Here is a 25,765-nt window from a genome sequence, read left to right as displayed (position 1 = left end):
AGCAAGCGGCACCCTTCTCGCCGTGCGTGCGCCTCAAAGCCGACAAGCCCTGCGAAACCGGAGATTCCCTGATAGGGATCGAAGTCGCCCAGTCAGACAATCCGGCGATCGTTGTAAAGTGCGACCACCGAGTCACGACTGAGAATAATCAGCGTGAAGACGCCAAGTATGGTCCCCAATGGCATGAAAAGACATATCATGCACGCCACGACAAAACTGAACATCCGGTTCTGACGCTTTGAAATGAAGCGGCCGGAGAGAAAGGTGGCAATGGCAACCGCCCAACCGATCGTGATGAAAAAGCAAGCTATGATGACAATAAACCATCCAAACTCCGGGGGAAAAGCTTCAGCTCCTTTTGTAACTGGAGGATTGAAAACGAGGAAAAGTCCGAAAGTTAAATGAATCACCGGGATGCATGAAGCCAGGGCCAAAATACCAGCCACCACATAATGGAAAATCGCGAGCATGTTTAAGTGCTCCTGATCACGAAACTGTTGGTATTCGGCCATCGAATTCATACTCAACTGCTTGCTGGTGTGGGTGCAAAGCCTGGAAAAGCTAATCGTCTGCATGGCGAATGACAACCCAGAATCCAGTCGACTTCGGCACCCACTGGGTGGATTGGATGGGAAAGATTTTCTATTTCGTTTGATCCCAGCTTGTTGCCGAAGGCGATTTCAGGCATAGGATATCAACCTAGCGCGGCATCCACTCCCCCCGATCATGCCTACTCCTACAGATTTTCTACGAAATGGCTAACCCAGCTCCAACCTTCTCATCGAGAGCAGGTTCGGTTCACGAATGGGTTTCCAGAACATGTAACTTGCAACCAGATGATGCGATCGCACTCCAGTTTGGAGGGCTGCATCTCTCCTATGCTGAATTAGAGGTAAGAACCAACCAGCTTGCAGGCTATTTGGCGAAAGCTGGAATTGGGTGTGGCCAAATCATCGCATTAGGTCTTGGGCGCTCACCGAACATGCTGATCGCGCTCCTCGCGGTATTAAAAACTGGAGCCAGCTACTTGCCGATCGATCCGTCCTTTCCCCCACTCCGGATTTCCCACATGCTGGAAGATTCCGGAGCTCAATGGGTGATCACCGAACGGGCAAGTGAAGATGCATTCCCAACCGACTCGATCCAACAGATCCGCTTGGATGACGATTCAGAGGTGATCTCTGCATTTCCCGCTACGTTCACGGGGCATCGATCTAATCAAACAGATTGCGCTTATCTGATCTACACCTCCGGTTCAACAGGCCTGCCCAAGGGCGTTCGTATTTCCCACGCAGCGTGCATCAATCTCTTGCAATCGATGTCCCGCTTGCCGGGTTTCACCAAAAATGACCGCTTAGTCGCGGTCACCACCCTATCGTTCGATATTGCCTTTCTCGAACTGATCCTGCCCTTGGTCAATGGCGGACGAATCATTCTATCGGATCGCGCAACTGCCAGCAATGGCCTAGCTCTGAAGCAGTTACTAATCGATTCTAAAGCCAACGTGATGCAGGCCACGCCCGCGACCTGGCGACTATTGGTCGAAGCCGGTTGGACAGGCCATGCTGATTTCAAAATCCTCTGTGGCGGAGAATCATTATCACCCGCGCTCGCCACCGAATTACTTCCTCGATGTGGTGAACTCTGGAATCTTTACGGACCAACCGAAGCGACGATTTGGTCCACGGTCGATCAAGTCCGCGATTCAGATATATCGATTGGTCGGCCAATTGATCATACAACAATCTATCTGTTAGATGACCATGACCGCCCGGTTACTGGTGGAGAAATTGGCGAATTATGCATCGGAGGAGCAGGACTGGCGATCGACTATTATCAACAGCCAAAACTCACTGCGGAAAAGTTCTTCCAGCTGCGATTAGCAGACGGGAGTTACGAAAAAGTTTATCGCACCGGTGATCTGGCTCGCTGGCGTGAAGATGGAAAAATCGATTGCCTCGGGCGAATCGATCAGCAGGTCAAGCTGCGTGGATTTCGCATTGAACTCGGAGAAATCGAGTCCGCCATGCGGATGATTGATGGCATCACGGAGTCCGTTGCCATTTTGCATGAATCTCCTGATGGCGAAAAAAACATTGCCGCTTTTTTCACAGGTGACCATTCGCCCGTTTCGGAAAAAATCCGCGAAGAACTATCAGCCTCCCTGCCCACTTACATGCTTCCCTCCAGTTTCACAAAACTGGACCGAATGCCGCTGACGCCGAACGGTAAAATTAATCGGAAGGCCATGCCTGAGCCAGGTCAATGGGACTTCAAAACATTCCCAGTGTTGTCACAGGAGTCACAGGATCCGATCACCCAAAAGGTCGCCGCTATTTTCGGCGAAGTTCTAGGCAATCACTCCATAGATCCACGTCAGAATTTCTTCCATTTGGGAGGCCACTCATTGACCGCGATGCGGGCGATTAATCGGATCAATCAAGCATTGGGAATCCATCTAACAACAGATGCATTGTTTAGAAATCCAAGTGTCGAGCAAATGATCCGCGCGATCGCGGATCAATCACCATCCCATGCCGCATCACTGATTCACCAGCCAGGCACTCGTCTGACGCTTTCGAGAGCCCAGCAAGGGCTATTGATGTTGGAAAAATCACATCCAAATGAAACCGACTACAATCTAACTGAGGGAAGACGCATTCACGGGTTGCTCGATCTAAAAAAGCTTGAAAGCGCCATAGCTCGCATCATTGACCGACACGATATTCTGCGGCTGATCATTCCCGAGCAAGGACCCGCACTTCAACAAAAGCCATTTTGTTTGGAGTTTCATGATTTGAGCCTGGAACAAGAGGACGCCCAATCCTTCGAACTCAGACGAATTGCCAAAGAAACGGCAGCCTTTGTATTCGATCTGGAAAACGGCCCATTGTTCAGAGCTATCATTTTCAAGATGGGCGAGCTTGATCATGCGTTATTGGTCAGCTTTCATCACATCATCTCCGATCAATGGTCGATAGATGTATTCATGCAAGAACTTGATTTTTACTATCAACATGGAAATCAAGACCCGCAGCCGATGGCAATTCAGTTCAATGATTTTGCAATCTGGGATAACCAACGTGATCATCATGCAGCTCGGGAATACTGGCGACAAGAACTCAGCGATGCTCCGCCATTTTGTGAGTTACCGCTCGACCACTTACCCACCAACGGACGAAGGCGGTCTGAATCCATGGTTGAGCTCCAGCTCCCGAGACATCTGCTCGTGGAGCTCGGAAACTTTTGCCAACGCGAATCCATCACCCGATTCACCACCCTTCTTAGCGCGTTTGCTGCGCTGCTCGCTCGATGGACTGGTAAAGATGACATCGTCATCGGCACACCTACCGCCAACCGAACTCTAACTGAATTCGAGCCATTGATCGGCTACTTTGCGAACATGATACCAGTTCGCATCCAAACATCGGGTGATGAAAATTTCAGCGATCTAACCAAACTCACGTCGACCAAGGTCGCCGCAGCGATCCAGCATCAAAGTATTTCCTTTCCGGAATTGGTTCAATGCATCAACCCGCCTCGAAAAGCGGATCGTCACCCAATTTTCCAAGTCGCGTTCGTCCTCCATCAAGAAACAACTAACCCAAAAATCGGCGACTTAAGCATTGAGCCATTCTATCCACAACCTTCCGGAGTTAAATTCGACCTCACACTTCGCCTCATCGATTCCACCGACAGCATCACCGCGTATCTCGACTATGATCCTGGTCGATTCACCAAATCCACCATTCAACGGCTTGGCGAGCAATTCACGGCTTTGCTTTCAGATTTACTAGTCGAGTCAAGTAAACCCGGAAAAGACGTTCGGATAGGAATTCCACCTGCAGAATTTCCGCCATGTCTCATTCCTTATCCAAGGCAGGAATCTCTCTCGACTCTCTTCTTGGAAGTCGCGAATGCCCATCCTAACAGCCCGGCGATTTTGCATGAGGGAAATACCTGGACTTACCGCGAACTACTAGATGCATCGTGGAAAATCGCCTCAGACCTCAGGGAACACGGCGCCAAACAGGGCGATTTCATCGCTATCACTGGCGGCTCATCGTTCCAGTGGATCGCGTCCATGATCGGAATTCTCCACACCGGCGCCGCATACGTTCCTATCGATCCATCGCTCCCGGTGAACCGCAAGCAGTTCATACTGGAGCATGCCGATATCCGAATCATATTGCATGCTGGATCTACTGAATCCGAATCATTTTCGCCGGATCGAATCAACATCGATTCCGAGAGCGTGATCCGCAGAGAAAGCGCCGTAGAATTTCCTGTCCACGCCGATGGCGAATCCCCCGCCTACCTCCTTTATACCAGTGGCACCACGGGTTCGCCCAAAGGTGTCGTCATCCCCCAACGAGCTGTCACACGCCTGGTTCGGCAACAACAATATGTCGAAATTTCGAAAACGGACGTCTTTCTTCAAACCGCTTCGTTATCATTCGATGCGGCAACATTCGAGATTTGGGGAGCGCTACTGAATGGAGCAAAACTTGTTCTATCACCTCCTTCTAGCAATCTGGACACACTAGCGCAGTCCATCCATTCAGAACAAATCTCCATCCTGTGGCTTACGGCCGGGCTTTTCCAGTTGATGATCGAACATCATCCAGAAAAACTCATCAATGTCCGCTACCTCATTTCAGGCGGCGATATCATGTCTCCACGACATGCCCGCCTGGCAATCAAAACGTTGCCGCATACCAAGTTAATCAACGGATACGGACCAACGGAAAACACCACGTTTTCCACCAGCCATCATGTCACCGAATCGGATCTTACTCGACCGACGATTCCCATCGGCAAGCCCATTGCGAATACCACCGGATACATCCTTGATCAGGAATTGCGACCTGTCGCGATTGGCATGCCAGGTGAGCTCTATCTAGCAGGCGATGGACTTGCAATCGGGTATCACAAAAACCCGGAGCTCACCCTTAGTTCCTTCATTCAATATCCGGATTTAGGTCGAATCTATCGAACCGGCGACCGGTGCCGATATCTTATGGACGGGTCTATCCTATTGATTGGTCGAATCGACTCACAGATCAAAATTCGCGGCTACCGCGTCGAACTAGCAGAACTCGAAGAAGCCCTTTTATCCCATTCACAAATTGCCTCAGCAAAAGCAGAAGCTCGTGGAGATGAAGTCACGAGCAGGCAATTGTATGCTTGGGTGATTCCCGTAGATGGTTCGAAACTGACACCCAAGGAAGTCATTTCATTTCTTTCCAGCAAGATTCCGAGCTACATGATTCCGGCGGGTATTGGAATACTGAAAGCATTTCCATTAGATAAGAACGGCAAAACAAATGTCAGCAGCCTGCCGTTGCCTGCGACTGTGGAAAATGCGAAAATCTCCCCGGTCGCAACTCGCACCGAGAAGACACTGAAACAAATCTGGAGTGATCTACTAGGCACACACGATATTGGCCGTGAATCCAATTGGTTCCAACTGGGAGGACATTCGTTGCTTGCTCTGCAACTGTTTTCCAGAATCCACCAAGAATTGAAAATTCTGGCACCCCTCTCCCTTTTGTTGGATGCACCTACCCTGGCAGATCTGGCCGCCCTGCTCGAGCGCTACGAAGATCATGCAAGTCCAGGTGTCCTCGTTGCATTATCTGATGGTGGCGATCAGCCTCCGTTATTCTGCATCCATGGCGGCGATGGCGGGATTTTATTTTATCGCAATCTAACAGCATCATTACCGGATGATCTTCCTATGTTTGCGATCGAATCACACGATCTCAGCAGCCCCGAACACACGCACCTTACGAGCATCCAAGACATAGCAGGTTCCTACATCCAAGAAATCCAGGCTCAGCAGCCTGCTGGCCCTTACCGACTTGCTGGCTACTCCTTTGGCGGGGTTGTTGCTCACGAGATCGCCTGCCAATTGACCTCAGCAGGCCACAAAGTCGACTTCCTTGGCCTATTTGACACCTATAACTTATCGGAGCCCTATCGTTATTACTCACCGCTTGAGCGATTGAAGGTTTTCTGGTCTCAACATCAAAATCTCACAATCCCGGCGCGTTTAGCAAAGCTTATCCGACGCATGGTAGATGGTATCGAAACTCATTGGCATGTGAAATCAGGTCAACGCAAAGTGCGGGGCATACACACCACTGAGCCGCACAGTGAGCAACGCCGCATTCAAGTTCGAGAAGAAAACCTTCGCGCCATGCAATCTCATCATCCTCGACTTTTCCAAGGTCGCATCGTGCTCTTTCGCGCTACTACTTCCAGCGACAAGATCGCATGGCCAGAAGATTACGGGTGGACGAATTATGCGGCAGAAGGAGTCGAGGTTGTTCGTGTCGTCGGCAGGCATCTAACAATCTTTGATCCGGAAAACGCAGATTCACTGGGCACCGAACTTGCTGCACGTATTCCTCGCAGTCCGACACTTCTCGATTAATGGCCTCACCCGTCATCCAAGTATTCCTGATCACTCCAGGTATGATTCCAATGGATCAAGCCAGAGCTGTGCTTTCATCCGATGAAATGGAACGCGCTGACGGATTTATTTTTAAAAAACATGCTGAGCCATGGATTTCCTACCGTGCTGCCATGCGTATGATCCTGGGAGGAATGTTAGATCAATCTCCGGAAAGCATCGCGATTATTACCGGAGCGATGGGTAAGCCCATGTTGGAAAAGCCTGAAAACAACTTCTATTTCAATCTTTCTCACTGCGATCATTTAGCGATCTTTGCAGTCTCCACAGATCGCGAAATTGGGGTCGACTTAGAACCCGGCATCCGGGGTCGAGAGCTTTTGGAATGCGTCGATTTTTTCTGTCACCCGGAGGAAATCGCCACACTATCATCTCAGAAAAACCTCCGCTGCCAGCAATTACTCGAAATCTGGACAGCGAAAGAAGCAGTGCTGAAAGCAATGGGTGTTGGTCTTTTCCAAGCACCAGAGAGTTTGAAAATTAGGTTTTCGGGAACCCATGCAAATGCCCATTGCGACGCATTGCTACCCGGCTTATCGAGTCAGTGCATTCGGCGTATTGAACATCCCGATCTAGCAGATTATACTGCCATGATTTCTTCAGCAAATGTCGCCAAACTGGAGATACAACATTTCACTCCGTGATCAGCGTAATCCTTCCTGCGTGATAATCTCTTCACTCACGGAAGTTTCTTCGGGCGCCTCTTCCGTGATACGTTTCTTCTGCCAGCTACCTTGAAGGAACCAGGCCAGAGTAACGGCAGTCGATAGAAAATTGGCAATCGGATAGGTCCACCAAATTCCACGAGGTCCCATCCCGGTGTGTCGGGATAAAATATAAGCCAACGGAAATTGGAATACCCACATGGAAACAATCGCGAGCATCATGCTCATAAAGGTATTTCCAGATCCACGGAACGCCCCAATCAATGCCTGCTGGGCACCAATCAGACCGAAGAAAAGCGCCATGGTTTTCAAAAAGATCACTGCCCCAGAAACCACGGCCTCATCCGATGGAACAAAGAAGCGGATTAACGGTTGGGCGAAACAGAAACAGAGTATGCCCACCACGGTCAGAGCGGCGAACGCGACCAGTGCGCTAAGTCTGGCAATTGAGTTCGCACGCGGCAAATTCCCCGCTCCAATGTTTTGGCCGACCAGTGTAGCGGTGGCCATCGATAAACCCAGCGCCGGGATGATGACAAAGCTCAAAATCCGCGAGCCAATCCCAAAGATCGCAACGGTAAGTGTTCCAAACCCTGCAACCAGAAAGATCATCATCGACATGCCTAAAGCGCGTGTCGATTGTTCGATCGATGCGGGCAGGCCCAGTTTGAGGATTCGCTTCATCATGCCAAAATCCGGCCGGAATCCGGCGAGGCGAAAATGAATGCCATAGCGCCCGCTGAACAAGACACAGAAGCCGGTCAACATGGCAATCGACTGGGTTCCAATGGTCGCATAAGCAGCCCCGGAAACTCCCGAGCCCGGTATCGGTCCCCAACCGAAGATGAAAAGCGGATCTAACAAAAGATTGAGCAACACCGTGCCCGATACGATATAAAGTGGAACCCTCACCTCTCCCAGACCCCGCATGATCGATTGATACATGAAGTAACCAAACAGGAAGATCAACCCAGAGAAAGAGACTCGGAGATACGTGGTCGCATCACCCAAAATGACTTTTTCCACTCCAATCAAACGCAATAAGGCACCCGATGAGAGAAAGCCCAGCAACGAGAGGCAAGCTGCGGCAAAAAACACGATCATCAGCGTTTGCGAAGTGACGTGATTCACCATTTTCGAATTTTTCGCTCCCGTGTATTGAGCAACGAGAGTCGAGCCGGCCACCGTAAAGCCTCCGCCAAGTGCAATCATCAGGAAAATCAGCGGGAAACTCACTGAGACTGCTGCAACCGCGTTTCCACCCAGACGTCCCACCCAAAAAGTATCGGTGAGCTGATACATGGACTGCAAAACGTTGGCAAAAACGATTGGCAACGAAAGGGAAACAAGCGACTTGAGGATCGGTCCCTCAGTCAGTGAAGATCGGGTGGCAGGCATGCGACGGCCTTACCATCCACCATTATTTCCAAATGCCCAACCGAAACCCTGAGCAGATTGTAAAGACGAGACCTTACTGGCGCTGTCCTTCTGACCAACTCTGGCGATCGATCTCCTTTCCATTCTCATCGTATTTGACAGCAGGTCCGTCCAACTGGCCATCCTTGTAACTGAGCGTGTAATAGAGTTTGCCACTCGGGTAAAATCCCTCCGCCTTGCCGGTGATGAGATTTTTCTCGTAATGGCAGCGCGTTTTCACGGTTCCATCGGGAAAAAGGTATTCTTCCACCCACTCGCCACTGCCTCGGTTCAGCAACGTTCTACCCTTCATTTCGTATTTTCCCACAGGAGGTTCCTGAATGACCACTGGAACCTCTGGGCCCTCACTTAACCCGTAAACCCGTCCGACTTCCTTCCCTTCATCGTAGAAAGTGGTGAGATTTTCCATCGGCATTACTCCGATGGTTTTACCCGTTACTTTCGATCGAAGTTTGGAAAAATCATTGGCTTGGGCTTCGACCGCTTCGACCACTTTTGCTTGATTCTTAGGATCCACCTCAAATCCGAAATAGTCGTAGTAGTAAGTAACGGTCGGTTCTTCCTCCTCGTCATCGTCATTGTCCAGCCTGCGGTCTTTTTCCTCCAAGCTGCGGACGAAATCCGGTTCACCATATTTTGCGATAATCGCCTCGAGTGGAGGAGTTTTCCGGCAAGGAGGCACGGAGGTCGACATCGTCATGAAGTATCCCCCTCGATAGTGACTTGTTCGCCTTTTTGAGAAAAACAGCGCATCGATCCGGTCAGCAGCATCTCTCGGATCGAACAAGTCTTCATCAAGCAGGATTGAGCCACCGCGGCTCCCAAGTTCTGTCATTTGATCTGCAGGTGGCAATGGTTTCAAATTCAACGCCTTTTCGATATCATCATAATCCCAGGACTTCTTTTCCTGATCGCTGGATTTGGCGAAACCCAACACACCCCGGAGTTCTCCTGCGGCTTCTCCATGGGTGCGGGAAAACCATAAGATGTATTCCTTTCCGGGTTCGAAATAGGAGCCGTCAAGGGTCTGCAGGATGCGTAACCGATCTTTCTCCCCCGCTGCGTCGTAGGAGCTATAAAGTTTATCTCCATCTAACCAATTTTTGAATGATTCCCGGGGATCTCCTTCGGATTGAATCAAATACCACTGGCCCCAATTGGCAGGCGCATTGAAATACCAAACAAAATCCGAACCCTTTTCGATTTTGGGGCACGTGAAACGAAAGCCATCAAAATAGTCATCACCCAGTTTGATCGGTTGATCACCTAACTGAATCTTGAACGAATGCGGTTCTTTCGCATCGCCGATCTCCATTCTTTCGAAATCAGCAGCGACAGGCTGCATCTGATTTTTGAGCATCTCCAGAGTGATTTGCGCCCCGCTCATGGGAAGGATGCTCAAAAAGAGAGTCATCATCAGACTGGAAATCAGAAGTTTCATACAATAAATAGAACCGTTTGACAACGCGCTGGCTAGTCAAATTTTGCTCAGTTCCTATCGAGCAAAAAAGATATGCACAATCTCTGGCAAAAGGTGCGTTGACCCCATTTTGGTTAGAATGCATTCTGCAACCGTTCAATTATGAACGTGATCGCTCTCACCATTCTCATCAGCTCCTGCCTGGCAGGAGTTTTCATTGTCTGCTTCGCCTTGGAAATCAGGCGCTCGAAGGATTCGTCCCCGGAGCGCGATTCCTTGCTGCCGTTAGATGATCCTTCTCCAGAACCAAGAAAATGACGACCAACACTCGGACCATAACCTACGACGACGCCAGCGTCCGCCGATTCATGATCGCCTCCATCGCGTGGGGCCTCATCGGCATGCTGGTGGGCCTGATCTGCGCCACCCAGCTCTCCTGGTGGCAAATGAACGGCAAATTCCTCGAAACGCTCACCTTTGGCTTATTCAAAGGGGATGGAGTGGCATATCTAACATTTGGTCGTTTGCGGCCGCTGCATACCAATGCGGTGATCTTTGCCTTTGTCGGCAACATGATGTTCGCCGGGATTTATTATTCGACCCAGCGGCTGTGCAAATGCCGGACTGCGTCTGATATCTTGTCAATAATCCACTTCTGGGGTTGGCAGCTGATCATCCTCTCGGCTGCTATCACGCTTCCCGCAGGTTTCACCCGTGGCAAGGAGTACGCCGAGCTGATCTGGCCGATCAATGTTGCTGTCGCGGTGATCTGGTTGGTTTTTGCCGTCAACTTCTTCTGGACCTTGGCCAAACGCAATGAGCCGAGCCTCTACGTGGCACTGTGGTTCTACATCGCCACCATTCTAACCGTGACGATGCTTTATGTCGTCAATCACCTTTCCCTCCCAACCTCACTGCTTCACTCCTACCCGATCTTCGGCGGACTTCAGGATGCTTTGGTTCAATGGTGGTATGGTCACAACGCCGTCGCGTTCTTCCTCACGACTCCGATTTTGGGGATCATGTATTACTTCCTGCCGAAAGCCGCGAACCGCCCGGTTTACAGCTACCGGCTTTCGATCATTCACTTCTGGTCGTTGGTCTTCATCTACATTTGGGCCGGCCCTCACCACTTGCTCAACACCGCGCTGCCACACTGGATGCAGATGCTCGGGATGCTTTTCTCACTCATGCTGTGGGCACCATCGTGGGGCGGCATGCTCAATGGTTTGTTCACCCTCCGCGGAGCTTGGGATAAACTTCGCACCGACCCGGTGCTGAAATTCTTCGCCGCAGGCGTCACGTTCTATGGCATGGCCACCTTTGAAGGGCCACTGCTTGCGATTCGTCCGGTGAATGCCCTGTCGCACTACACCGACTGGACCATTGGTCACGTTCACTCGGGTGCCTTGGGCTGGAACGGCTTCATGGCAGCAGGCATGTTTTACTGGCTCGCCCCTCGCCTTTGGAAAACCAAACTCTGGTCAAAAACCATGGCCGATTTCCACTTCTGGATCGGGCTCGTCGGCATCCTGATCTACGTCGGTTCCATGTGGGCCGCTGGTATCACGCAAGGCTTGATGCTTGGCACGCTGAATCCGGATGGCATCAGCATGAAGTATGAGTTTGTTGAAACGCTGAAGAAGATTCAGCCGGAATATATCTTCCGCAGCATTGGCGGTGGCTTCTTCCTGTTCGGCTTCATCTTGTGTGCAATCAACATCGTGATGACCGCCCGTTCCGGTAAGCCGGTGGACGACACGGTGGAAGTCAATGTTCCAGAAAAAACCTACGATCGCCTGGCTCTGAGCAAAGGCCTCACCAACGATCCGGTGCTTCACATCCTGATCTTCATTCTGCTCATTTGCCTGTGGTTCTTCCTGCCCCCACACGCGGACAAGGCGGCTCTTGGACTGGCGGTCATCATCGCGATCAAAGCCATCGTCGATTTCAAAAAGGATCCGAAAAAATGGGACGACTGGCACGAACGCCTGCTCCACAACTACCTACCGTTCACGGTTCTGGTCGGCATCGCTGCGGCCATCGGTGGTTCCGCTCAAATCATTCCTTCCCTGATCGTTAACACCGATAAAAACGTCGAAGGCCGCTTGCAGGAACTCTACACTCCACTGGAGCTCGCAGGTCGCGACATCTACGTCTCGGAAGGTTGCTACAACTGCCATTCGCAAATGATCCGCACCTTGAAGCCGGACGTGATGCGCTATGGTCGCGCCGGCCATTCCGACGACTACTCGCACTTGGGTGAATCAATCTACGACCACCCGTTCCAATGGGGCTCCAAGCGCACCGGTCCGGACTTGGCACGCGAAGGTGGCGATCTGGTCAAAGGCAGCGATCTGATGCGCAGCGGTAAACGCGATAACAAGTGGCACTGGTTCCACTTCAGAAATCCACGCTGGGCGAACGAAGACTCCAACATGCCCTCCTACGCCCACCTGTATGAGGCCAAGACCGACTTCAAGGCACTGCCATCGAAAATCAAAGCTCTCCGCAACCTCGGGGTTCCTTACCCATACCCAGCGATGACCAAGGATGACATCGACGAGAAAGCCCGTGAACAGGCCATGGAAATCGCCAAGTCATTGTTCGAGGGCGGAACTCCAGTTTCCTACGACGGCATGCCCAAGGCAACTTCGGCAGAACTCGTCAACACCTTCTCCGAACGTCAGATCATTGCCCTGATCGCCTACATTCAAAAGATCGGTGCTTATCATGAAGTCAATCATGACGGACCCGTTGAGCCGAAAACGCTCGATCCCGATTCTTACCGCAGAGCATCCACCCCAACGGATGCTGACTCCAAGAAAACCACTCAAATCGGAAACTAACGGCCATGTTTAAACGCATCCTTCACGAAGACTGGACCCACATCATTCCCTTCATCTCGTTCGGACTGACCTTCGCCGTGTTTGTCGTCGCCACCATCCGCGCGCTCCGCATCCGCCCGGGTGAACGCGAACGACTCGCCACCCTGCCCTTAGACGAAACCACCCGCAACTAACCACACATCGCCATGTCCGATACATCACCTGAAGACAAGCAAGTTCGCCGGGGAAATTACGCGCAGAGCAAAAACGAAATCGTTCTGCGCGAACATGAATACGACGGCATCCAGGAGTTCGACCAAAAACTGCCGAACTGGTGGTTGTTTACCCTCTACATCGCCATCGGTTGGACGGTCGTCCATTGGTGCATTTACTACTACACCAACAGTATTCAAACCGACCAACAACGGGTCCAGGCGGAGATCGTTTCCGTTGAGCAGCAAAAGGCGAAAGCCCTGGAGGAAACCCTCCGCACACTCAACGACGAAACCATGCTTACCAAATGGGTGCCGGATCCAGCCGTCATCGCTGCCGGTGAGACCACCTTCACCGCCAACTGCGTCGCCTGCCACGGTGCGGATCTTTCCGCTACCATGACGGTCGATGGCAAATCCTACCCGCTCCCCGGACTTTCGCTGGTGGACGGCCAATGGAAATACGGCTCCAAACCGATGGATCTGTTCAAGCTGATCAACGAAGGCACACCTGCGGACTCCGAAGGCCACAATGGTGCGCGGATGCAGGCTTGGGGACAGGTTTTCTCACCGAAAACCGTTGCAGAAGTCACCGCCTACGTCATTTCCCGTAATCCAAAGGACTTCGGCCTTTCAGAATAAACTCCCATGTCCGCTGACCTCCAGAAAAAGCCCATCCGGGATGCCGTTACTACGATCAATTCCGACGGCTCCCACTACAAGCTCTACCCAGCCGATGTGCATGGGCGCTGGGCGGTCATGCGGCGGATTTTTGGCTATGTTCTGATCGCCATCTACATCCTGCTTCCCTGGATTCCCCTCAATGGCAACCCCGCGGTGCTGTTGGATGTGGAAAATCGCCGGTTCCACTTTTTCGGGCTGACGCTTCTCCCCCAAGACCTTTGGGTGCTGTTCTTTGGAATCACGGGGCTGGGATTTGGCCTGTTCTTTATCACGGCACTGCTCGGCCGCATTTGGTGCGGCTGGGCGTGCCCTTACACCGTCTTTCTCGAGCACATTTTCCGCCGCATCGAACGCCTGATCGAGGGCGATGCGGTGCAACGCAAAAAGCTGGCTTCAGCACCATGGACTGCAAGCAAAGCCACCAAGCAAATCATCAAGCAAGGGCTGTATCTGATTGCCGCCACCACCCTTGCTCACATTTTTCTCTCCTACTTCATTCCACTGCCACGGCTCTATGAATTCATGCAACAAAGCCCGCTGGCCAATGCCACCGCCTTTGGCATCGTGATGTTTTTAACCGGCGCACTGTGGTTCTGCTTCGGCTGGTTCCGCGAGCAGTTCTGCATCATGATGTGCCCATATGGCCGCTTGCAAAGCGCTCTAACGGATGAAGACACGATCATCGTCGGCTACGATGAATTGCGTGGCGAACCTCGCGGCCCCAAAGGCAAAACCGAAGGTTCCTGCATCGATTGCATGCGCTGCGTCAAGGTCTGCCCTACGGGCATCGACATTCGTGAAGGGCTGCAGATGGAATGCATCGGCTGCACCTCCTGCATCGATGCCTGCGATGACATCATGCGCAAGATCAAGCAGCCAACCGGGTTAATCCGCTATGATTCACAACGCGGCTTTGCCCGCAAACCCCGCCGACTGCTGCGTCCACGCATCTTTGTCTACAGCCTGCTCGGTCTGTTTGGGCTGATTGCGTTCGGCGTTACCTTCAGCCTGAACGCGAGACCTTATACGGCGGATGTCTCCCGGATGCGCGGTCAGCCGTTTTATGTCGATGGCAGCTTGGTAAGAAACCATTTCCAAATCCGTCTGCACAACAAGCGTAACCAACCCGCGCATTTCTCCGTTAAGCTGTTGAATCCACCTGCTGGATTCAGCTTGAGCGGGACTTCCGGAGAAATCGATGTCGAGCCCGGAGGGGAAATCACCCGCACCGTCATCGTTCTCGTCACAGGGAAAAACTACACCGGCCCGACTCCACTGAGGTTCCAGATCCTCGGCGATCCCGGCAATGTCACCCTCACCCATCAATTCCAATTCCTCGGCCCCAATCCACAATCCATTCAAGAATCACCATGAGCACTACTGATATTCGTCCCGGTTTGTTAGCCCGTCATCCGTGGTTATTTGTCGTTGTCGCATTCTCAATCTTACTGGCCGCGTGGTCGTCTCTGATTGTGGTCGCGATCAAGAATTCACCACAGGTGATTGAGACCTCTCCCATCAGCGAACATCGCTGACTCAACGCTGCACCTCCTTCATCCATGAACTCCACCCTGTTCGGTTTCCTGATCGCCGGCCTCGCCACCAGCGTGCATTGCGCCGGAATGTGCGGCCCACTTGCGTGCGGGATTGGCAGTCGTGGAAAATCCGAAGGGGCACGGTTGATCGCGGCATCGCTCTATCACATTTGCCGGCTTTCATCCTACACCATCATCGGCACACTTTGCGGAGCATTGGGCCGTGAACCACTGTCCTGGTTTTTCAATTCGCCCGCCGTTTTACTCCCTTGGGCCTTGGTTGCAGCACTGCTGCTGATCGCCACGGGGCTGGATAAACGCATTCCGCGCCCCGCGTTTCTGGTGAAGTTCACGGCGCGGGTAAGGATCAAATCCCTTCATTTCCCACCTGCCGCCGGAGCAGCAGCGATGGGTTTGCTAACCCCCTTTCTGCCCTGCGGTCCGCTCTACGCGGTATTCATTGCTTTGATTGCTTCTGGTTCGGCGGCCCGTGGGGCGGAATCCGCCTTCGCGTTCGGTCTCGGCACGGTCCCTTTGCTCTGGTTGGCGCAAAGCCAGTTCCATCGGCTCCGCACCCGCTTGACCCCGGGGAATCTGGCCAAAGTGAAACGAGGTCTCGCCCTCGTTGCGGCGCTGGTGCTCGCTTGGCGATTGCACGGCACGCTGCCATTTGAGCCCACGAAAAGTCCGACCGCCTCCGACTCTGAACTTCCGTCTTGCTGCGAATGAACTCTGCGATCAGCGCCAGCGCCCCCCCGATGGAGGCAACGACCGCATCATGCCTTCACTGCGGGAGCCACTTCAGCCCCACGGCTGACCAAGCGGATTTCTGCTGCAAAGGATGTGAATGCGTTCACCAACTCATCCTCGATCAAGGACTGGATCGATTCTACGAATTGAAAGCCGGGCAAGTGCTGGCACCGGTAAAATCGCGACCCTTCGAATCGCCGGATTTTGCCTGGTTAAGTGAAAAAATCGCCGCAGCAGAAGCCACCCCTGAAGGCACCTCCGCGAGCCTCGACTACTCATTGGAAGGTCTCTCCTGCGTGGCCTGCGTCTGGCTGATCGAGCGATTGTTCACGGAACAACCCGGGGCCATCCGCGCAGTCGCACATCCAGCAAGATCGACCCTGCATCTCGAGTGGCAACCCGGTGCCTGCGACGTCACCGCCTTTGCCGAGCTTCTCGTTTCCTACGGTTATACTCCGGCTCCCAGCGACCGATCATCCGAGAATCGGGAAACCTCAGCACTCGCCGCACGCACGGGCCTCTGCGCTGCATTTGCCCTAAATGCGATGATCTTCACCCTGCCGTTCTACGCAGGCATGCCGATCAGTTTCGAATTGGCTCCGTTGTTCCGCTTGATTGCCTTTCTCTCCGCGACACTCGCCATGCTGACTGGTGGCGGCTGGTTCATTGCGCGGGCTTGGCGAGCCTTGCAGATGCGCACGCTCCACATCGATCTTCCGATCGCACTTGGACTGATCGCTGCCTACCTCGGCTCGATTGTCGGTTGGGCTCTGGATTTGGAAGGACTTCTATATTTCGACTTCGTCTGCACCTTTGTGTTCCTGATGCTCGGTGGCCGCTGGCTGCAGACTCTGGCAGTAGAAAAAAACCGCCGCCGGATCGCACGGACATCGCCGATCAGCGAAACCGTGATTTCCAACGGGGCACCACTACCCCTATCCGCCATCCAGCCGGAAACCCCGTTCGAGCTACAGACCGGTCGCGCCCTCCCAGTCGCCGCAACCCTTACCTCGGAGATTGCGGAAGTTTCATTGGAATGGATCCACGGCGAGCCGCATCCAGTAACGATGAAATCCGGCACCGTGTTACCCGCCGGAACGATTCTACTGAGTCGCTCCAGCGTCACCGTGGTCGCCCGTGAAACATGGGATCAATCCCTGCTTTCCCAACTCACCGCACCTTCCAACTCCGAAGCATCGTCACCGCTTCTGACGAAGGTGCTTCGGGCCTATCTAACAGCCGTCCTGATCATCGGCATGGCCGGTTTGGGGTTCTGGTGTCTGCGCGGACACGCCGCCACCGGCGTGCAGGTCATGATCTCGATTTTCGTCGTATCCTGCCCATGCGCCCTCGGGATCGCCATTCCGATGGCCGATGAACGGGCCACGAAATTTGCGGCACGCGCCGGGGCATTTGTTAGAAACTCTACATTCTGGTCGCGACTGCCCCGAGTCCGGAAAATCGTCTTCGATAAAACCGGAACACTCACTCTGGAACGTCCTGTCCTCACCAATCCAGAGGTTTTGCAGGGGCTGGATTCCGACGCAGCGCTCGCATTGACACGTCTTTGCTCCGGCACCTGCCATCCCGTTTCTCGCACACTCATCGAAGCACTTGGCTCACGCGGCCAAAAACTGCTCCAGACCGCGAAATCCGGTCCCGCTATCGCGGAAGAACCCGGATTGGGAGTTCATCTCGATGACCACGGCGACCTTTGGTCATTGGGTCGTCCGAACTGGAAAGCTCCCGGTGAACCAGGGACCACGGTTCTGGCGAAAAATGGCATCCTGATTGCCGCATTTCGATTTACCGACTCATTGCGACCAGACGCGACGAAGGTCATTCAAGAACTTCACCGGACGTTCCAGCTCTTCATCCTTTCCGGTGACCATGCGGATAAAGTCACCAAGCTGGCAGGTGAATTGGGCATCCACACTGAGAATGCACGGGGTGGCCTCACCTCCGCACAAAAGGCACAGGAAATGCAGCAAATCGACCATCGGGATACTCTCTATCTCGGCGATGGCGCTAATGACTCACTCGCATTCGATCGGGCTCTCGCAACCGGCACCCCCGTGGCAGATCGCAGCTTGTTAGAGAAAAAAGCCGACTTCTACACCCTCGGCAGTGGCCTCAACTGGCTGCCACAGCTGTTTCAAATTTCCCGCAATCGCAACCGGGGCATTCACCGGACTTTTGCGTTTACCCTAATCTACAATCTCATCGCCATCGCGATTTGTCTAACCGGCGGGATGAACCCCTTGCTCGCCGCCATCCTAATGCCCCTTAGTTCAATCATTTCCATCGCGCTCGTCACCACTGCCAAATAGCCATCCGACCTGAAAATTCATGAAATATCGATCCATCCTTGCGGGTTCCGCCAGGGTGCGGCACCTTGTGCCCAATCGAACCAATCATGACGGAAGCTTCCGAATTCACCCGGCGCATTTATGAACGACTCAAGTCCTCTGAGCGTTTTTTACGCTATCAGGACGCGTTTCGAGCTTCCACCGGATTGCCACTCCGCCTCGTTCCTGCTGATGTCGATTCCTGGTGTCTGGATGACAATATCGAGAACCGCAGCTCTTTCTGCGAACGCATCAACCTGTGCAATGACGCCTGCAAGGCCTGCCGCGAGGTGAATCGAAAATTGATGATCGAAGCCGAAGTCAACGGACCTTCGACCTGCCGTTGTTTTTCCGGCATGTCTGCCACTGCCGTTGCCGTGAAATTGGGTGCCGAGACCGTGGGTTTCCTGAAAACCGGCCAGATTTTCCAGCAAACGCCTACCGAGGAAATGTTCGAGCAAACCATCGGTGCCATCGGTCGAAAAAGTCTCACCGAAAGTGAAATCGAAGCGCTGAAGAACTCATACTTCCAAACCAAAGCCCTGGATCCACGGCGCTATGCCGGCATGATCGAGCTCATCGTCATTTTCGCAGACCAACTTTCCAAGGATGCTGACGAAGCTGCATTGGCCGAAGATTCGAAGGCACCGGAGGTCGTGAAAAAGGCACTGAAATACATACACTCCCATCTCGACCAACGTCTGACGCTGAATGACGTCGCCCCCGTAGCTGGCGCGAGTGGATCGCACTTTTGCCGGATTTTCAAAGAAGCCACCGGACTGACATTCACCGATTACGTCAATCACTCGCGCATCCAATGGGCACAGCGGGAACTTCTGGCACCACGGGCACGGGTCTCGGAAATTGCCTTTTTGGTTGGCTACCAATCGCTGTCCCAGTTCAACCGCTCATTTGCCCGCATCACCGGACTGAGTCCGAGTGAATTCCGCCGCCAACGCAGCGTCGCGGCTTAAACTCACGACGGATCGGCGTTTCCGCTGGTGATTCATGGCGAGAGCTAGGGCGTTGAGCTCAACCGACATGCGCAGCAACCGGATCGTTTGCCGACAATCTTGCAGATTCCCTCACCCCGCCGATTGACTTTTTCCCAAGCTCCCTGCATACCCCGGTTATGTCGTCCGCGTTGCCTCCAAAGCCGAGGGTCATCGGCCCTAAGGCCCGTATTTGTATCGTCGCATCCAAATACAATGAGAAGTTCACCGATGCCTTGGTGGAAAACACCATCGAGGAGCTAGCTGAACTGGCCCCAAATGCCCGTGTTGATCTGATCCGTGTTCCTGGTGCCTTTGAAGTCCCAGTCACTGTGGCCACGGTCATTGAGCGGGAGGCTCCTGCCTGCGTCATCGCACTCGGCCTCATCATCCGTGGTTCCACCGACCATGCTGACTTGGTGGGCAAGTCCGTAACCTATGCATTGCAACAACTTGCAACACGCTACAAACGGCCGGTCATTCATGAAGTCCTGCTTGTGGAGGACGAAAAACAAGCCTATGCCCGGTGCATTGGATCCCAGTTGAACCGCGGTCGCGAGGCCGCCAGAGCCGCTGTGTCCATGATCGACATTTTCCAAGAGCTCGACCGCACCATGCCCGGCAACACCATTCCCACCCGATCCAAAAACCGCAATGCCTAGCCGCCGCCAAATCCGCGAGGCGGTCATTCAGTTCCTGTATTGCGCTGATCTCGAAGGGGGAGCCGACCCCGCCGCGCTCCGCGAACCATTCTGGAATTTTGTTACCGAATCGGACCGGAAAGCTCTTCAGCTCGCCACCTTTCGCACCGTTCACCATTTAGCCCACGGGCGTGATGGTCGCTTGGTCGAATTTATTGATCGCTCCACCAATGCCTGCGCGTCTCTATCCGCATGGCCACAAGCGGAGCACCTGAAAATCGATCTGGAACGACTCGCCATGCTCGAGTCGAACTGGAGCACCGCATTGGCCCGACTGGAGCGTCTCCCGAAGGACGACGATGATGCCGCTGTCGCCGACAGTTTCAGCGAAGCCTTGGCCGCATTTTTCAAAACGGATCGGGAAGTCGCCGCCACCCGTCAGCGCTTCCTGCACGGCATGGAGGATTTCCCTTCCTTGCGTGGTTCCCTTGAAGCCGTGGCTGCTTCCATCCGCCGCTTGCAAAGAATCTCTGATCGTCTCCGCATGGTCGAGGAGCCTGAAAAATTTCCAGAGCAAACGGATTTGGCAAAACTCCGTGACTCCAAAGCCGAAATCTCAGCCCTGCGGGAACGCGCGGATCAAACGGTGGATGCGGTCCTTTCCCTAAAGGAAAAAATCGATGCGAGCCTGGCTGGTGTGGTGGACAATTTCGCGCCAGAACGCATCAATCCCGTGGACCGCGCGATTCTGCGACTTGGAACCTACGAGATCCAACATACCGACATTCCTAAAAAAGCGGTGATCAATGAGGCCATCGAGCTCGCTAAGCGCTTTGGCACCACCGACTCCGGTCGGTTCGTAAACGGGGTTTTGGATAAGGTCGCCAAGCAATTGTCCGAGAATTAGAAACTTGTTCGATTTTTCTCATTGGAGGGAGTTGATCCGTTGCTATTAACTTTGCGGGTCAATCACTGATCCATGCGTTATCCGACTCGTTTTCAGCAAAAAACCCTTTGGAACGCCGCAACGGGCTTATCCATTCTCGTTCTCGGCGCCCTCGCAGTTGGATTCATCTGGCTGGTCGGCATGATTTTCGGCTTTCTCCAGCCGGTGCTGGTTCCCCTGATCGTGGCGGGTATCATCGCTTACCTGCTGGACCCGATCGTGGGGTGGATTGAAAAACGTGGCATCAGCCGCCTTTGGGCAGTTGTGATCTTGTTTTCCTGTATCCTGGTAGCGGTCGCCATCCTCGTCGCAGCGGTTTTACCGGGTATTCAAAATGCCAGGATGAGTTTGCAGGAGTTCATGTCGAAACCTGCCGCCAGCTCGACAGAGACCGTCATTTCCACCCCATCTGCAAATTCTGAAACCGGCTCCGAACAGGACCAGATGGAGGAAAAAACCAAAGAGGATGAAAAAAATCTAGTCCCGGCTCTCGCTCGCTCACTTCACAAACTCCGCATCGAACACGCAGGTGGTCCCATCGGCTGGGCTTTGACCGAGACCACTGAATCGGGGGAACCCATCAGTTATGCGAACGGCGTCGTCCCAGAGCCTGAATCCTTGGATTTCTTCTACCGCACCCGAGCAGGCAGGGCGATGAACAAAAACATGGGGAATATCCTCAAGACCGGCAAAACCTGGTTAACCGCCGGATCTACCAAAATCCTGGGCTTCCTCGGTCTCGTGCTCGGCATGATCATGGTGCCGGTGTATCTGTTTTTCTTTTTGAAGGATTCGGCAGGAATTCGCAGCCAATGGCAGAATTATGTCCCTCTCAAGGCATCCCGATTCAAGACAGAGCTGATCTCGACCCTGCAGGAGATCAACCGATACCTGATTTCTTTCTTCCGCGGGCAAGTCGTGGTCGCCGCAATCGACGGGGTCTTGGTCGGCATCTCACTTGAGATCTACGATCTCCCCTACGGCTTCCTCATCGGCATCTTCATGGCGATTCTGGGGGTAATTCCCTACATTGGAAACATCCTCTGCCTGATTCCAGCCTGCATCATCGCCTACTTGCACGCGCAAAATGGTGGCCCTTTCGGCCTAAGTCCCTGGGCTTATACCGCCGGCACAGTGGTCATTTTCGTCGTGGTCCAACAAATCAACTCACTGGTAACGGCTCCGAAAATTGTTGGAGATTCGGTAGGGCTTCATCCACTGACCGTGATTTTCTCGATGCTGTTCTGGTCGCTGATCCTGGGCGGATTTGTCGGGGCCTTGCTGGCCGTTCCATTTACAGCTGCGGTGAAAGTTCTATTCCGCCGATTCATCTGGGAGCGCCAGCTTCGGGAAGAAGGCACGGACGACGATCTGGACTTCGCCTGAACCAGAGCTTGTATCCATTAGGTGGGTCCAATTGGGCCCAATGGGTAATGAGCACGCGTCAGAACACCAGCGATCGAGCTATCCTCGTTTGGTCAAACCGTGGCTGTGCCCTCCGCCTCTCAGGCCAGAGTTCTCCCCCCGGATTACCCTGACCCCAAGCGAGACGAAGGGCTGCGTGATGCTAGAATCAAACTATTTTTCAATCAAGGTTTTAGTTCGCGGAATGATCAAACAGTCCGCTGCTGAACAACCTCGATTGATGGTTTAGGATGATCTTTCACGAATTGCGCTCAACGCATTATCGATGCTGATCGAGAGTTCAGCACTGGCGCTCTTTTTCGCCTCTTCAAGATAAGGCAAGCTCTTCTTGGAACCGACTTTGGCCAGCAAGCGCACAGCCGAAGCTCGGTTGAGCCCGCTGGTATTACTGAATTCGTGGAGCAGCTGATCTTCAATCGCCGCCCCAAACTTGCCGTAATCCAACTCCCACTTCATCGGGTCATTGAACCACAACATCGTGATCTGAGGCATCGACTCCACCGATCCCAACTGAGCGAGCAAAGCGACCATCTCCGTTGGCACAGGCTGTGAGACCTTGACCATGTCTTGCAATGTGGAGTTCACCACCTTGGCAGTTTGATCCGAATCCTCGGACCAAACCATCAGCGCGCGGCAAATGGTCCCCTTGAACTGAACCTTGGGATCTGCCAGCAGCTCTAACAATTTCCGTGAAATATCCGTCCGGTAAATCTTGGGTTCTACATCTGCCAATCGCTCAACGGCGCGTTCAACTCGCTTCATTTGAATGCTGTCGAGTTCACGCTTGTTGAGATCATAAAATGCAGGATCTGAAGACTCGATGAGTTTGTCCAACGAACCACCGCTGAAAACGGCGTCATTGAACTCGACTTCAATGACATCAATCTGGTCATACACGTTTTTGACCTTGCCAATGGTTTTCGTAATATCCGCAATTTGATCAATCGATTGATCCAGCCCGGTCAAAATCATCAGGTAACTATCATGATCTCGCGGGTAACAATGAGATGAATCGTCAGCATGTGCGGCCTGCACCAAGAAGTCCTTCACCTTCAATTTGTTAAACTCTGTGAGGTTTCGAAGCCAAATTCCGTATGCGTGCTTGCCCTCACCAACCTTATCCAAACGCTCCTGTTCTTTAACCAGTGGCGCCAAACCTATCGTTTCCTTTAGTTTCTCAAAGGCTTCTACCTCGGGATCAACCACTGGAATCAGCGGCTTGGCAGCCACCTTTTCAGCATTTGGATCAAATTGCTTCGTTCCTTCCTTGAAAAAAAACGGCACCGTCATAACCCCTGCTCCAATCAAGCAGCCAACGATCAATCCCTTCATGCGTGCCTTCGGGTTGGCATAAACCAGGAAAACAACACCCAAAAGCACTGCAAACGAAGCAATTACCAATCGCGTCGCAGTCGGTACCCCATTGAGCACTTCCCCGACTCCCGTGGAAAACATCAACAGCATTGCCGTGATAAGCATAATTCCCACCCCCACAAATCCTGCGAGAATGCGTTGCGGCGACACGGGAAAGATCACCGCTGGGTCCGGCTCCTTTCCATAGTGCGCAGGCTTCAGTGGAGGAGTTTGCACTGGATGTTGAGGGCGCCCCTTCCCCTCCAATGGGGAAACCGGTGAACTCGATGCGGCCGATGAAGCCATCGGAACTCTCGATACTTTTTTGTCAAAAGGACTAGGCCGTTCACCAGGATAAAACCGTTTGGAACGCACAATGACTTCATCGCTAATTTTGAAACGATGCTCGCAGCTCCCGCACTCAACAGTCCGGTTATTCAGGTCAGCACTGACGTTGAAGCGTTGTGAACATGAGGGACACCGGATTTTGAGCGAGGGTTTCTCTTCGTTTTCAGAAGCCATGATTGGTGGAGAGCATCCATGACTCCCCGCGAAATGCAATCTCAACCATGGCAGACCTTTCATTGAGGCAACACCGAGACGTAGGATAAACGTGTTTTAATTAAGAAACATTAAAAATTGACCTTTATTGAAAATCAGGTTTGATCGTAATGGAAGTTGAAAGCAAACCTCGTCCGCGATGCAGTTCCACCACCGCCTCACAAAACTGATTTCCCCGATCCCATCGGCTAAAAAATCCGCTCTGAATGCTCAATTCTTAAGCATGGTTAAATATTCCAATGCTTCGAAAGTGATCCCCGGAATTCTGGCGGAGTTCTTTATCGCGAATCAGATCGATCTGCTATATTGATTTTTCGTTTTAATTATTGATTCAATTATTGACCTCCGCAAGCAATCCGATTTCATAGCCCTAATTCCCGATCCGCCATGTTTGCCATGAAGTTATCCCCACTGCCGATTGCACCTTCGGATGCATCGCCAAAGATCGCACCTGCGGAAAACAATCAGCAAATGCATGGTTTCGTCGATGAGGATGCCATTTTAGAGCTGATTGATCCAACACGGGCACAGCGCCCCTCACCTTCCGTTCAGGACCTCATTCTGACTGCCGATGAAGACGATTTTGCAGGTTGGATGAGAACGCCCAAAACTGAGCCCCGCCAGCTCGTAGCAGTAGCCCCTCCATCACCCCAACCGCCAGTCAGCAAAAGCAGTGCCACGGCCATTTCCCTGAATCTTGAGAAGCAAAGACCTGCCGCGCCCAAACTTACATTTCGATCCCTCGAACAAGAGCCCGGCATCGGCGCTCCACACTCAGGTGGACATCGCTGGTGGATCGCAACAGTAGCAGGACTCTCACTAGCGGCCCTGATGGCAGGTGGACTGATCACTCATTCGCTGAAAACACGTCACGAGATAAAATCCACCCACGGAACATCAGAAATCTGGTGGAAATCTCCAGCGACACAAACAGCCGTAGCTACCGAATCAAAAAATAAAATTCATTCCACGGAACTCTCGCTGCTCACGCCTTCGGTTTCTCGCTGATCTTTCTGGTTATCCCTTCAATTTTTCCATTTTCATCAAGTGAGCGCTTTACAAGTCTGTCTAGATTGCTAGCTTCCGCGCTCCAGCAAAGGAGAGGTGGCTGAGTGGTCTAAGGCACCCGATTCGAAATCGGACGTGGGGTAAAACTCACCGTGGGTTCAAATCCCACCCTCTCCGCCACTTTTTGTTAAATAACCGGGTCTACACCAAAGATTGGGGATGAGGCAAGATCCAGCAACTCCTTTTCCAGTCGTTGTAGCTCGGCAGTGAGCTGGTTGAGCGACTTCGTCCCTTGCTTCGCTTCGGGGAGTTTCAGCTCATCACCGGTTTCATCCGCAGCCGCACCCACCTGATCCAGCCCTGATGAAGTGTCATCGGCAGCATCCTTGGGTCTACACCAAAGATTGGGGATGAGGCTTTTTGTTGAGGTTTTGAGGATGGGTTTTCAGCCGCATTGGGCGATCACGCGGAGCCGGTAGTTT

19 protein-coding genes, 1 tRNA gene and 1 pseudogene are annotated in these 25,765 nt (G+C 52.8%); 16 read left to right on the top strand and 5 right to left on the bottom strand.

The window, feature by feature from the left end; translation table 11 throughout:
* Positions 1–92 precede the first annotated feature (92 nt).
* On the bottom strand, positions 93–512 hold the full coding sequence (locus JIN85_RS06750) for a hypothetical protein (protein ID WP_200268931.1): 420 nt from the start codon (positions 510–512) through the stop codon (positions 93–95).
* Between the two features lie 242 nt (positions 513–754).
* Between JIN85_RS06750 and JIN85_RS06745 the strand changes: the two genes are divergently transcribed.
* Together JIN85_RS06745 and JIN85_RS06740 are read left to right on the top strand one after the other, a co-directional pair.
* Positions 755–6,439: an amino acid adenylation domain-containing protein gene (locus JIN85_RS06745; RefSeq protein ID WP_234047285.1), complete on the top strand. Its 5,685-nt coding sequence runs from the start codon at positions 755–757 to the stop codon at positions 6,437–6,439.
* Positions 6,439–7,122 carry a 4'-phosphopantetheinyl transferase family protein gene (locus tag JIN85_RS06740; RefSeq protein WP_200268927.1) on the top strand — a complete coding sequence of 228 codons (684 nt, stop codon included), beginning with the start codon at positions 6,439–6,441 and terminating at the stop codon, positions 7,120–7,122. Before JIN85_RS06745 ends, JIN85_RS06740 begins: the two co-directional genes overlap by 1 nt.
* Here JIN85_RS06740 and JIN85_RS06735 read toward each other — a convergent pair whose 3' ends face one another.
* Positions 7,123–8,541 carry an MATE family efflux transporter gene (locus tag JIN85_RS06735; protein WP_200268924.1) on the bottom strand — a complete coding sequence of 473 codons (1,419 nt, stop codon included), beginning with the start codon at positions 8,539–8,541 and terminating at the stop codon, positions 7,123–7,125.
* A 73-nt stretch (positions 8,542–8,614) separates the two neighbouring features.
* Positions 8,615–9,997 (bottom strand): toxin-antitoxin system YwqK family antitoxin, encoded by a 1,383-nt coding sequence (locus JIN85_RS06730; protein WP_200268922.1) that lies wholly within the window; start codon positions 9,995–9,997, stop codon positions 8,615–8,617.
* A 165-nt stretch (positions 9,998–10,162) separates the two neighbouring features.
* Between JIN85_RS06730 and JIN85_RS06725 the strand changes: the two genes are divergently transcribed.
* The 12 genes from JIN85_RS06725 to JIN85_RS06670 all read left to right on the top strand — a co-directional run bounded on the left by JIN85_RS06725 (position 10,163) and on the right by JIN85_RS06670 (position 22,322).
* The gene (locus JIN85_RS06725; protein WP_200268920.1) at positions 10,163–10,318 is read left to right on the top strand and encodes a hypothetical protein; all 156 of its coding nucleotides are present in this window, start codon (positions 10,163–10,165) and stop codon (positions 10,316–10,318) included.
* A complete protein-coding gene (gene ccoN, locus JIN85_RS06720) occupies positions 10,315–12,849 on the top strand; it encodes a cytochrome-c oxidase, cbb3-type subunit I (protein ID WP_200268918.1) in 2,535 nt (844 codons plus the stop codon). Before JIN85_RS06725 ends, ccoN begins: the two co-directional genes overlap by 4 nt.
* Positions 12,850–12,854: 5 nt before the next feature.
* The gene (locus JIN85_RS06715) at positions 12,855–13,022 is read left to right on the top strand and encodes a hypothetical protein (protein WP_200268916.1); all 168 of its coding nucleotides are present in this window, start codon (positions 12,855–12,857) and stop codon (positions 13,020–13,022) included.
* Positions 13,023–13,034: 12 nt separating this feature from the next.
* Positions 13,035–13,682: a cbb3-type cytochrome c oxidase N-terminal domain-containing protein gene (locus JIN85_RS06710; RefSeq protein WP_200268914.1), complete on the top strand. Its 648-nt coding sequence runs from the start codon at positions 13,035–13,037 to the stop codon at positions 13,680–13,682.
* A 6-nt stretch (positions 13,683–13,688) separates the two neighbouring features.
* Positions 13,689–15,098 carry a cytochrome c oxidase accessory protein CcoG gene (gene ccoG / locus JIN85_RS06705; RefSeq protein WP_200268912.1) on the top strand — a complete coding sequence of 470 codons (1,410 nt, stop codon included), beginning with the start codon at positions 13,689–13,691 and terminating at the stop codon, positions 15,096–15,098.
* A complete protein-coding gene (locus JIN85_RS06700; RefSeq protein ID WP_200268910.1) occupies positions 15,095–15,259 on the top strand; it encodes a hypothetical protein in 165 nt (54 codons plus the stop codon). Before ccoG ends, JIN85_RS06700 begins: the two co-directional genes overlap by 4 nt.
* Positions 15,260–15,283: 24 nt before the next feature.
* A complete protein-coding gene (locus JIN85_RS06695) occupies positions 15,284–15,988 on the top strand; it encodes a sulfite exporter TauE/SafE family protein (protein ID WP_200268908.1) in 705 nt (234 codons plus the stop codon).
* Entirely contained in the window at positions 15,985–18,339 is a 2,355-nt protein-coding gene (locus JIN85_RS06690; RefSeq protein WP_200268906.1) for a heavy metal translocating P-type ATPase metal-binding domain-containing protein, read from the top strand. The genes JIN85_RS06695 and JIN85_RS06690 overlap by 4 nt, the downstream gene beginning before the upstream one ends.
* 86 nt (positions 18,340–18,425) lie before the next feature.
* A complete protein-coding gene (locus JIN85_RS06685; protein ID WP_200268904.1) occupies positions 18,426–19,331 on the top strand; it encodes a helix-turn-helix domain-containing protein in 906 nt (301 codons plus the stop codon).
* A 158-nt stretch (positions 19,332–19,489) separates the two neighbouring features.
* Positions 19,490–20,011 carry a 6,7-dimethyl-8-ribityllumazine synthase gene (ribH, locus tag JIN85_RS06680; protein WP_200268902.1) on the top strand — a complete coding sequence of 174 codons (522 nt, stop codon included), beginning with the start codon at positions 19,490–19,492 and terminating at the stop codon, positions 20,009–20,011.
* The gene (nusB, locus tag JIN85_RS06675; RefSeq protein WP_200268900.1) at positions 20,004–20,897 is read left to right on the top strand and encodes a transcription antitermination factor NusB; all 894 of its coding nucleotides are present in this window, start codon (positions 20,004–20,006) and stop codon (positions 20,895–20,897) included. The genes ribH and nusB overlap by 8 nt, the downstream gene beginning before the upstream one ends.
* A 72-nt stretch (positions 20,898–20,969) precedes the next feature.
* Positions 20,970–22,322: an AI-2E family transporter gene (locus tag JIN85_RS06670; RefSeq protein WP_200268898.1), complete on the top strand. Its 1,353-nt coding sequence runs from the start codon at positions 20,970–20,972 to the stop codon at positions 22,320–22,322.
* 264 nt (positions 22,323–22,586) lie between these two features.
* Here the strand turns inward: JIN85_RS06670 and JIN85_RS06665 are convergent, their stop codons facing one another.
* Together JIN85_RS06665 and JIN85_RS22285 are read right to left on the bottom strand one after the other, a co-directional pair.
* Positions 22,587–23,951: a PTS sugar transporter subunit IIC gene (locus JIN85_RS06665; protein WP_234047284.1), complete on the bottom strand. Its 1,365-nt coding sequence runs from the start codon at positions 23,949–23,951 to the stop codon at positions 22,587–22,589.
* 168 nt (positions 23,952–24,119) lie between these two features.
* Positions 24,120–24,236 (bottom strand): annotated as a pseudogene (locus JIN85_RS22285) (hypothetical protein); the annotation flags it as partial.
* 435 nt (positions 24,237–24,671) lie between these two features.
* On the opposite strand from JIN85_RS22285, the gene JIN85_RS06660 reads away from it, so the two are divergent.
* Together JIN85_RS06660 and JIN85_RS06655 are read left to right on the top strand one after the other, a co-directional pair.
* Positions 24,672–25,283 (top strand): hypothetical protein, encoded by a 612-nt coding sequence (locus tag JIN85_RS06660; protein WP_200268894.1) that lies wholly within the window; start codon positions 24,672–24,674, stop codon positions 25,281–25,283.
* Between the two features lie 90 nt (positions 25,284–25,373).
* Positions 25,374–25,463 (top strand) — tRNA-Ser (locus JIN85_RS06655).
* Positions 25,464–25,765: the final 302 nt, after the last annotated feature.

The sequence above is a fragment of the Luteolibacter pohnpeiensis genome, from assembly GCF_016595435.1.
GTDB lineage: Bacteria > Verrucomicrobiota > Verrucomicrobiia > Verrucomicrobiales > Akkermansiaceae > Luteolibacter > Luteolibacter pohnpeiensis.
Note: the sequence above shows the minus strand (reverse complement) of the source record. Positions and strands in the feature narration are given on the sequence as shown.

Bases quoted from the DNA above. Each gene is read 5' to 3' on its own strand.
- ccoN (WP_200268918.1), top strand. From the start codon at position 10,315: ATGACGACCAACACTCGGACCATAACCTACGACGACGCCAGCGTCCGC.
- ribH (WP_200268902.1), top strand. From the start codon at position 19,490: ATGTCGTCCGCGTTGCCTCCAAAGCCGAGGGTCATCGGCCCTAAGGCC.
- JIN85_RS06735 (WP_200268924.1), bottom strand. From the start codon at position 8,541: ATGCCTGCCACCCGATCTTCACTGACTGAGGGACCGATCCTCAAGTCG.
- JIN85_RS06730 (WP_200268922.1), bottom strand. From the start codon at position 9,997: ATGATGACTCTCTTTTTGAGCATCCTTCCCATGAGCGGGGCGCAAATC.
- ccoG (WP_200268912.1), top strand. From the start codon at position 13,689: ATGTCCGCTGACCTCCAGAAAAAGCCCATCCGGGATGCCGTTACTACG.
- JIN85_RS06715 (WP_200268916.1), top strand. From the start codon at position 12,855: ATGTTTAAACGCATCCTTCACGAAGACTGGACCCACATCATTCCCTTC.
- JIN85_RS06670 (WP_200268898.1), top strand. From the start codon at position 20,970: ATGCGTTATCCGACTCGTTTTCAGCAAAAAACCCTTTGGAACGCCGCA.
- JIN85_RS06745 (WP_234047285.1), top strand. From the start codon at position 755: ATGGCTAACCCAGCTCCAACCTTCTCATCGAGAGCAGGTTCGGTTCAC.
- JIN85_RS06660 (WP_200268894.1), top strand. From the start codon at position 24,672: ATGAAGTTATCCCCACTGCCGATTGCACCTTCGGATGCATCGCCAAAG.
- JIN85_RS06700 (WP_200268910.1), top strand. From the start codon at position 15,095: ATGAGCACTACTGATATTCGTCCCGGTTTGTTAGCCCGTCATCCGTGG.
- JIN85_RS06725 (WP_200268920.1), top strand. From the start codon at position 10,163: ATGAACGTGATCGCTCTCACCATTCTCATCAGCTCCTGCCTGGCAGGA.
- JIN85_RS06690 (WP_200268906.1), top strand. From the start codon at position 15,985: ATGAACTCTGCGATCAGCGCCAGCGCCCCCCCGATGGAGGCAACGACC.
- JIN85_RS06740 (WP_200268927.1), top strand. From the start codon at position 6,439: ATGGCCTCACCCGTCATCCAAGTATTCCTGATCACTCCAGGTATGATT.
- nusB (WP_200268900.1), top strand. From the start codon at position 20,004: ATGCCTAGCCGCCGCCAAATCCGCGAGGCGGTCATTCAGTTCCTGTAT.
- JIN85_RS06710 (WP_200268914.1), top strand. From the start codon at position 13,035: ATGTCCGATACATCACCTGAAGACAAGCAAGTTCGCCGGGGAAATTAC.
- JIN85_RS06695 (WP_200268908.1), top strand. From the start codon at position 15,284: ATGAACTCCACCCTGTTCGGTTTCCTGATCGCCGGCCTCGCCACCAGC.
- JIN85_RS06685 (WP_200268904.1), top strand. From the start codon at position 18,426: ATGACGGAAGCTTCCGAATTCACCCGGCGCATTTATGAACGACTCAAG.
- JIN85_RS06750 (WP_200268931.1), bottom strand. From the start codon at position 512: ATGGCCGAATACCAACAGTTTCGTGATCAGGAGCACTTAAACATGCTC.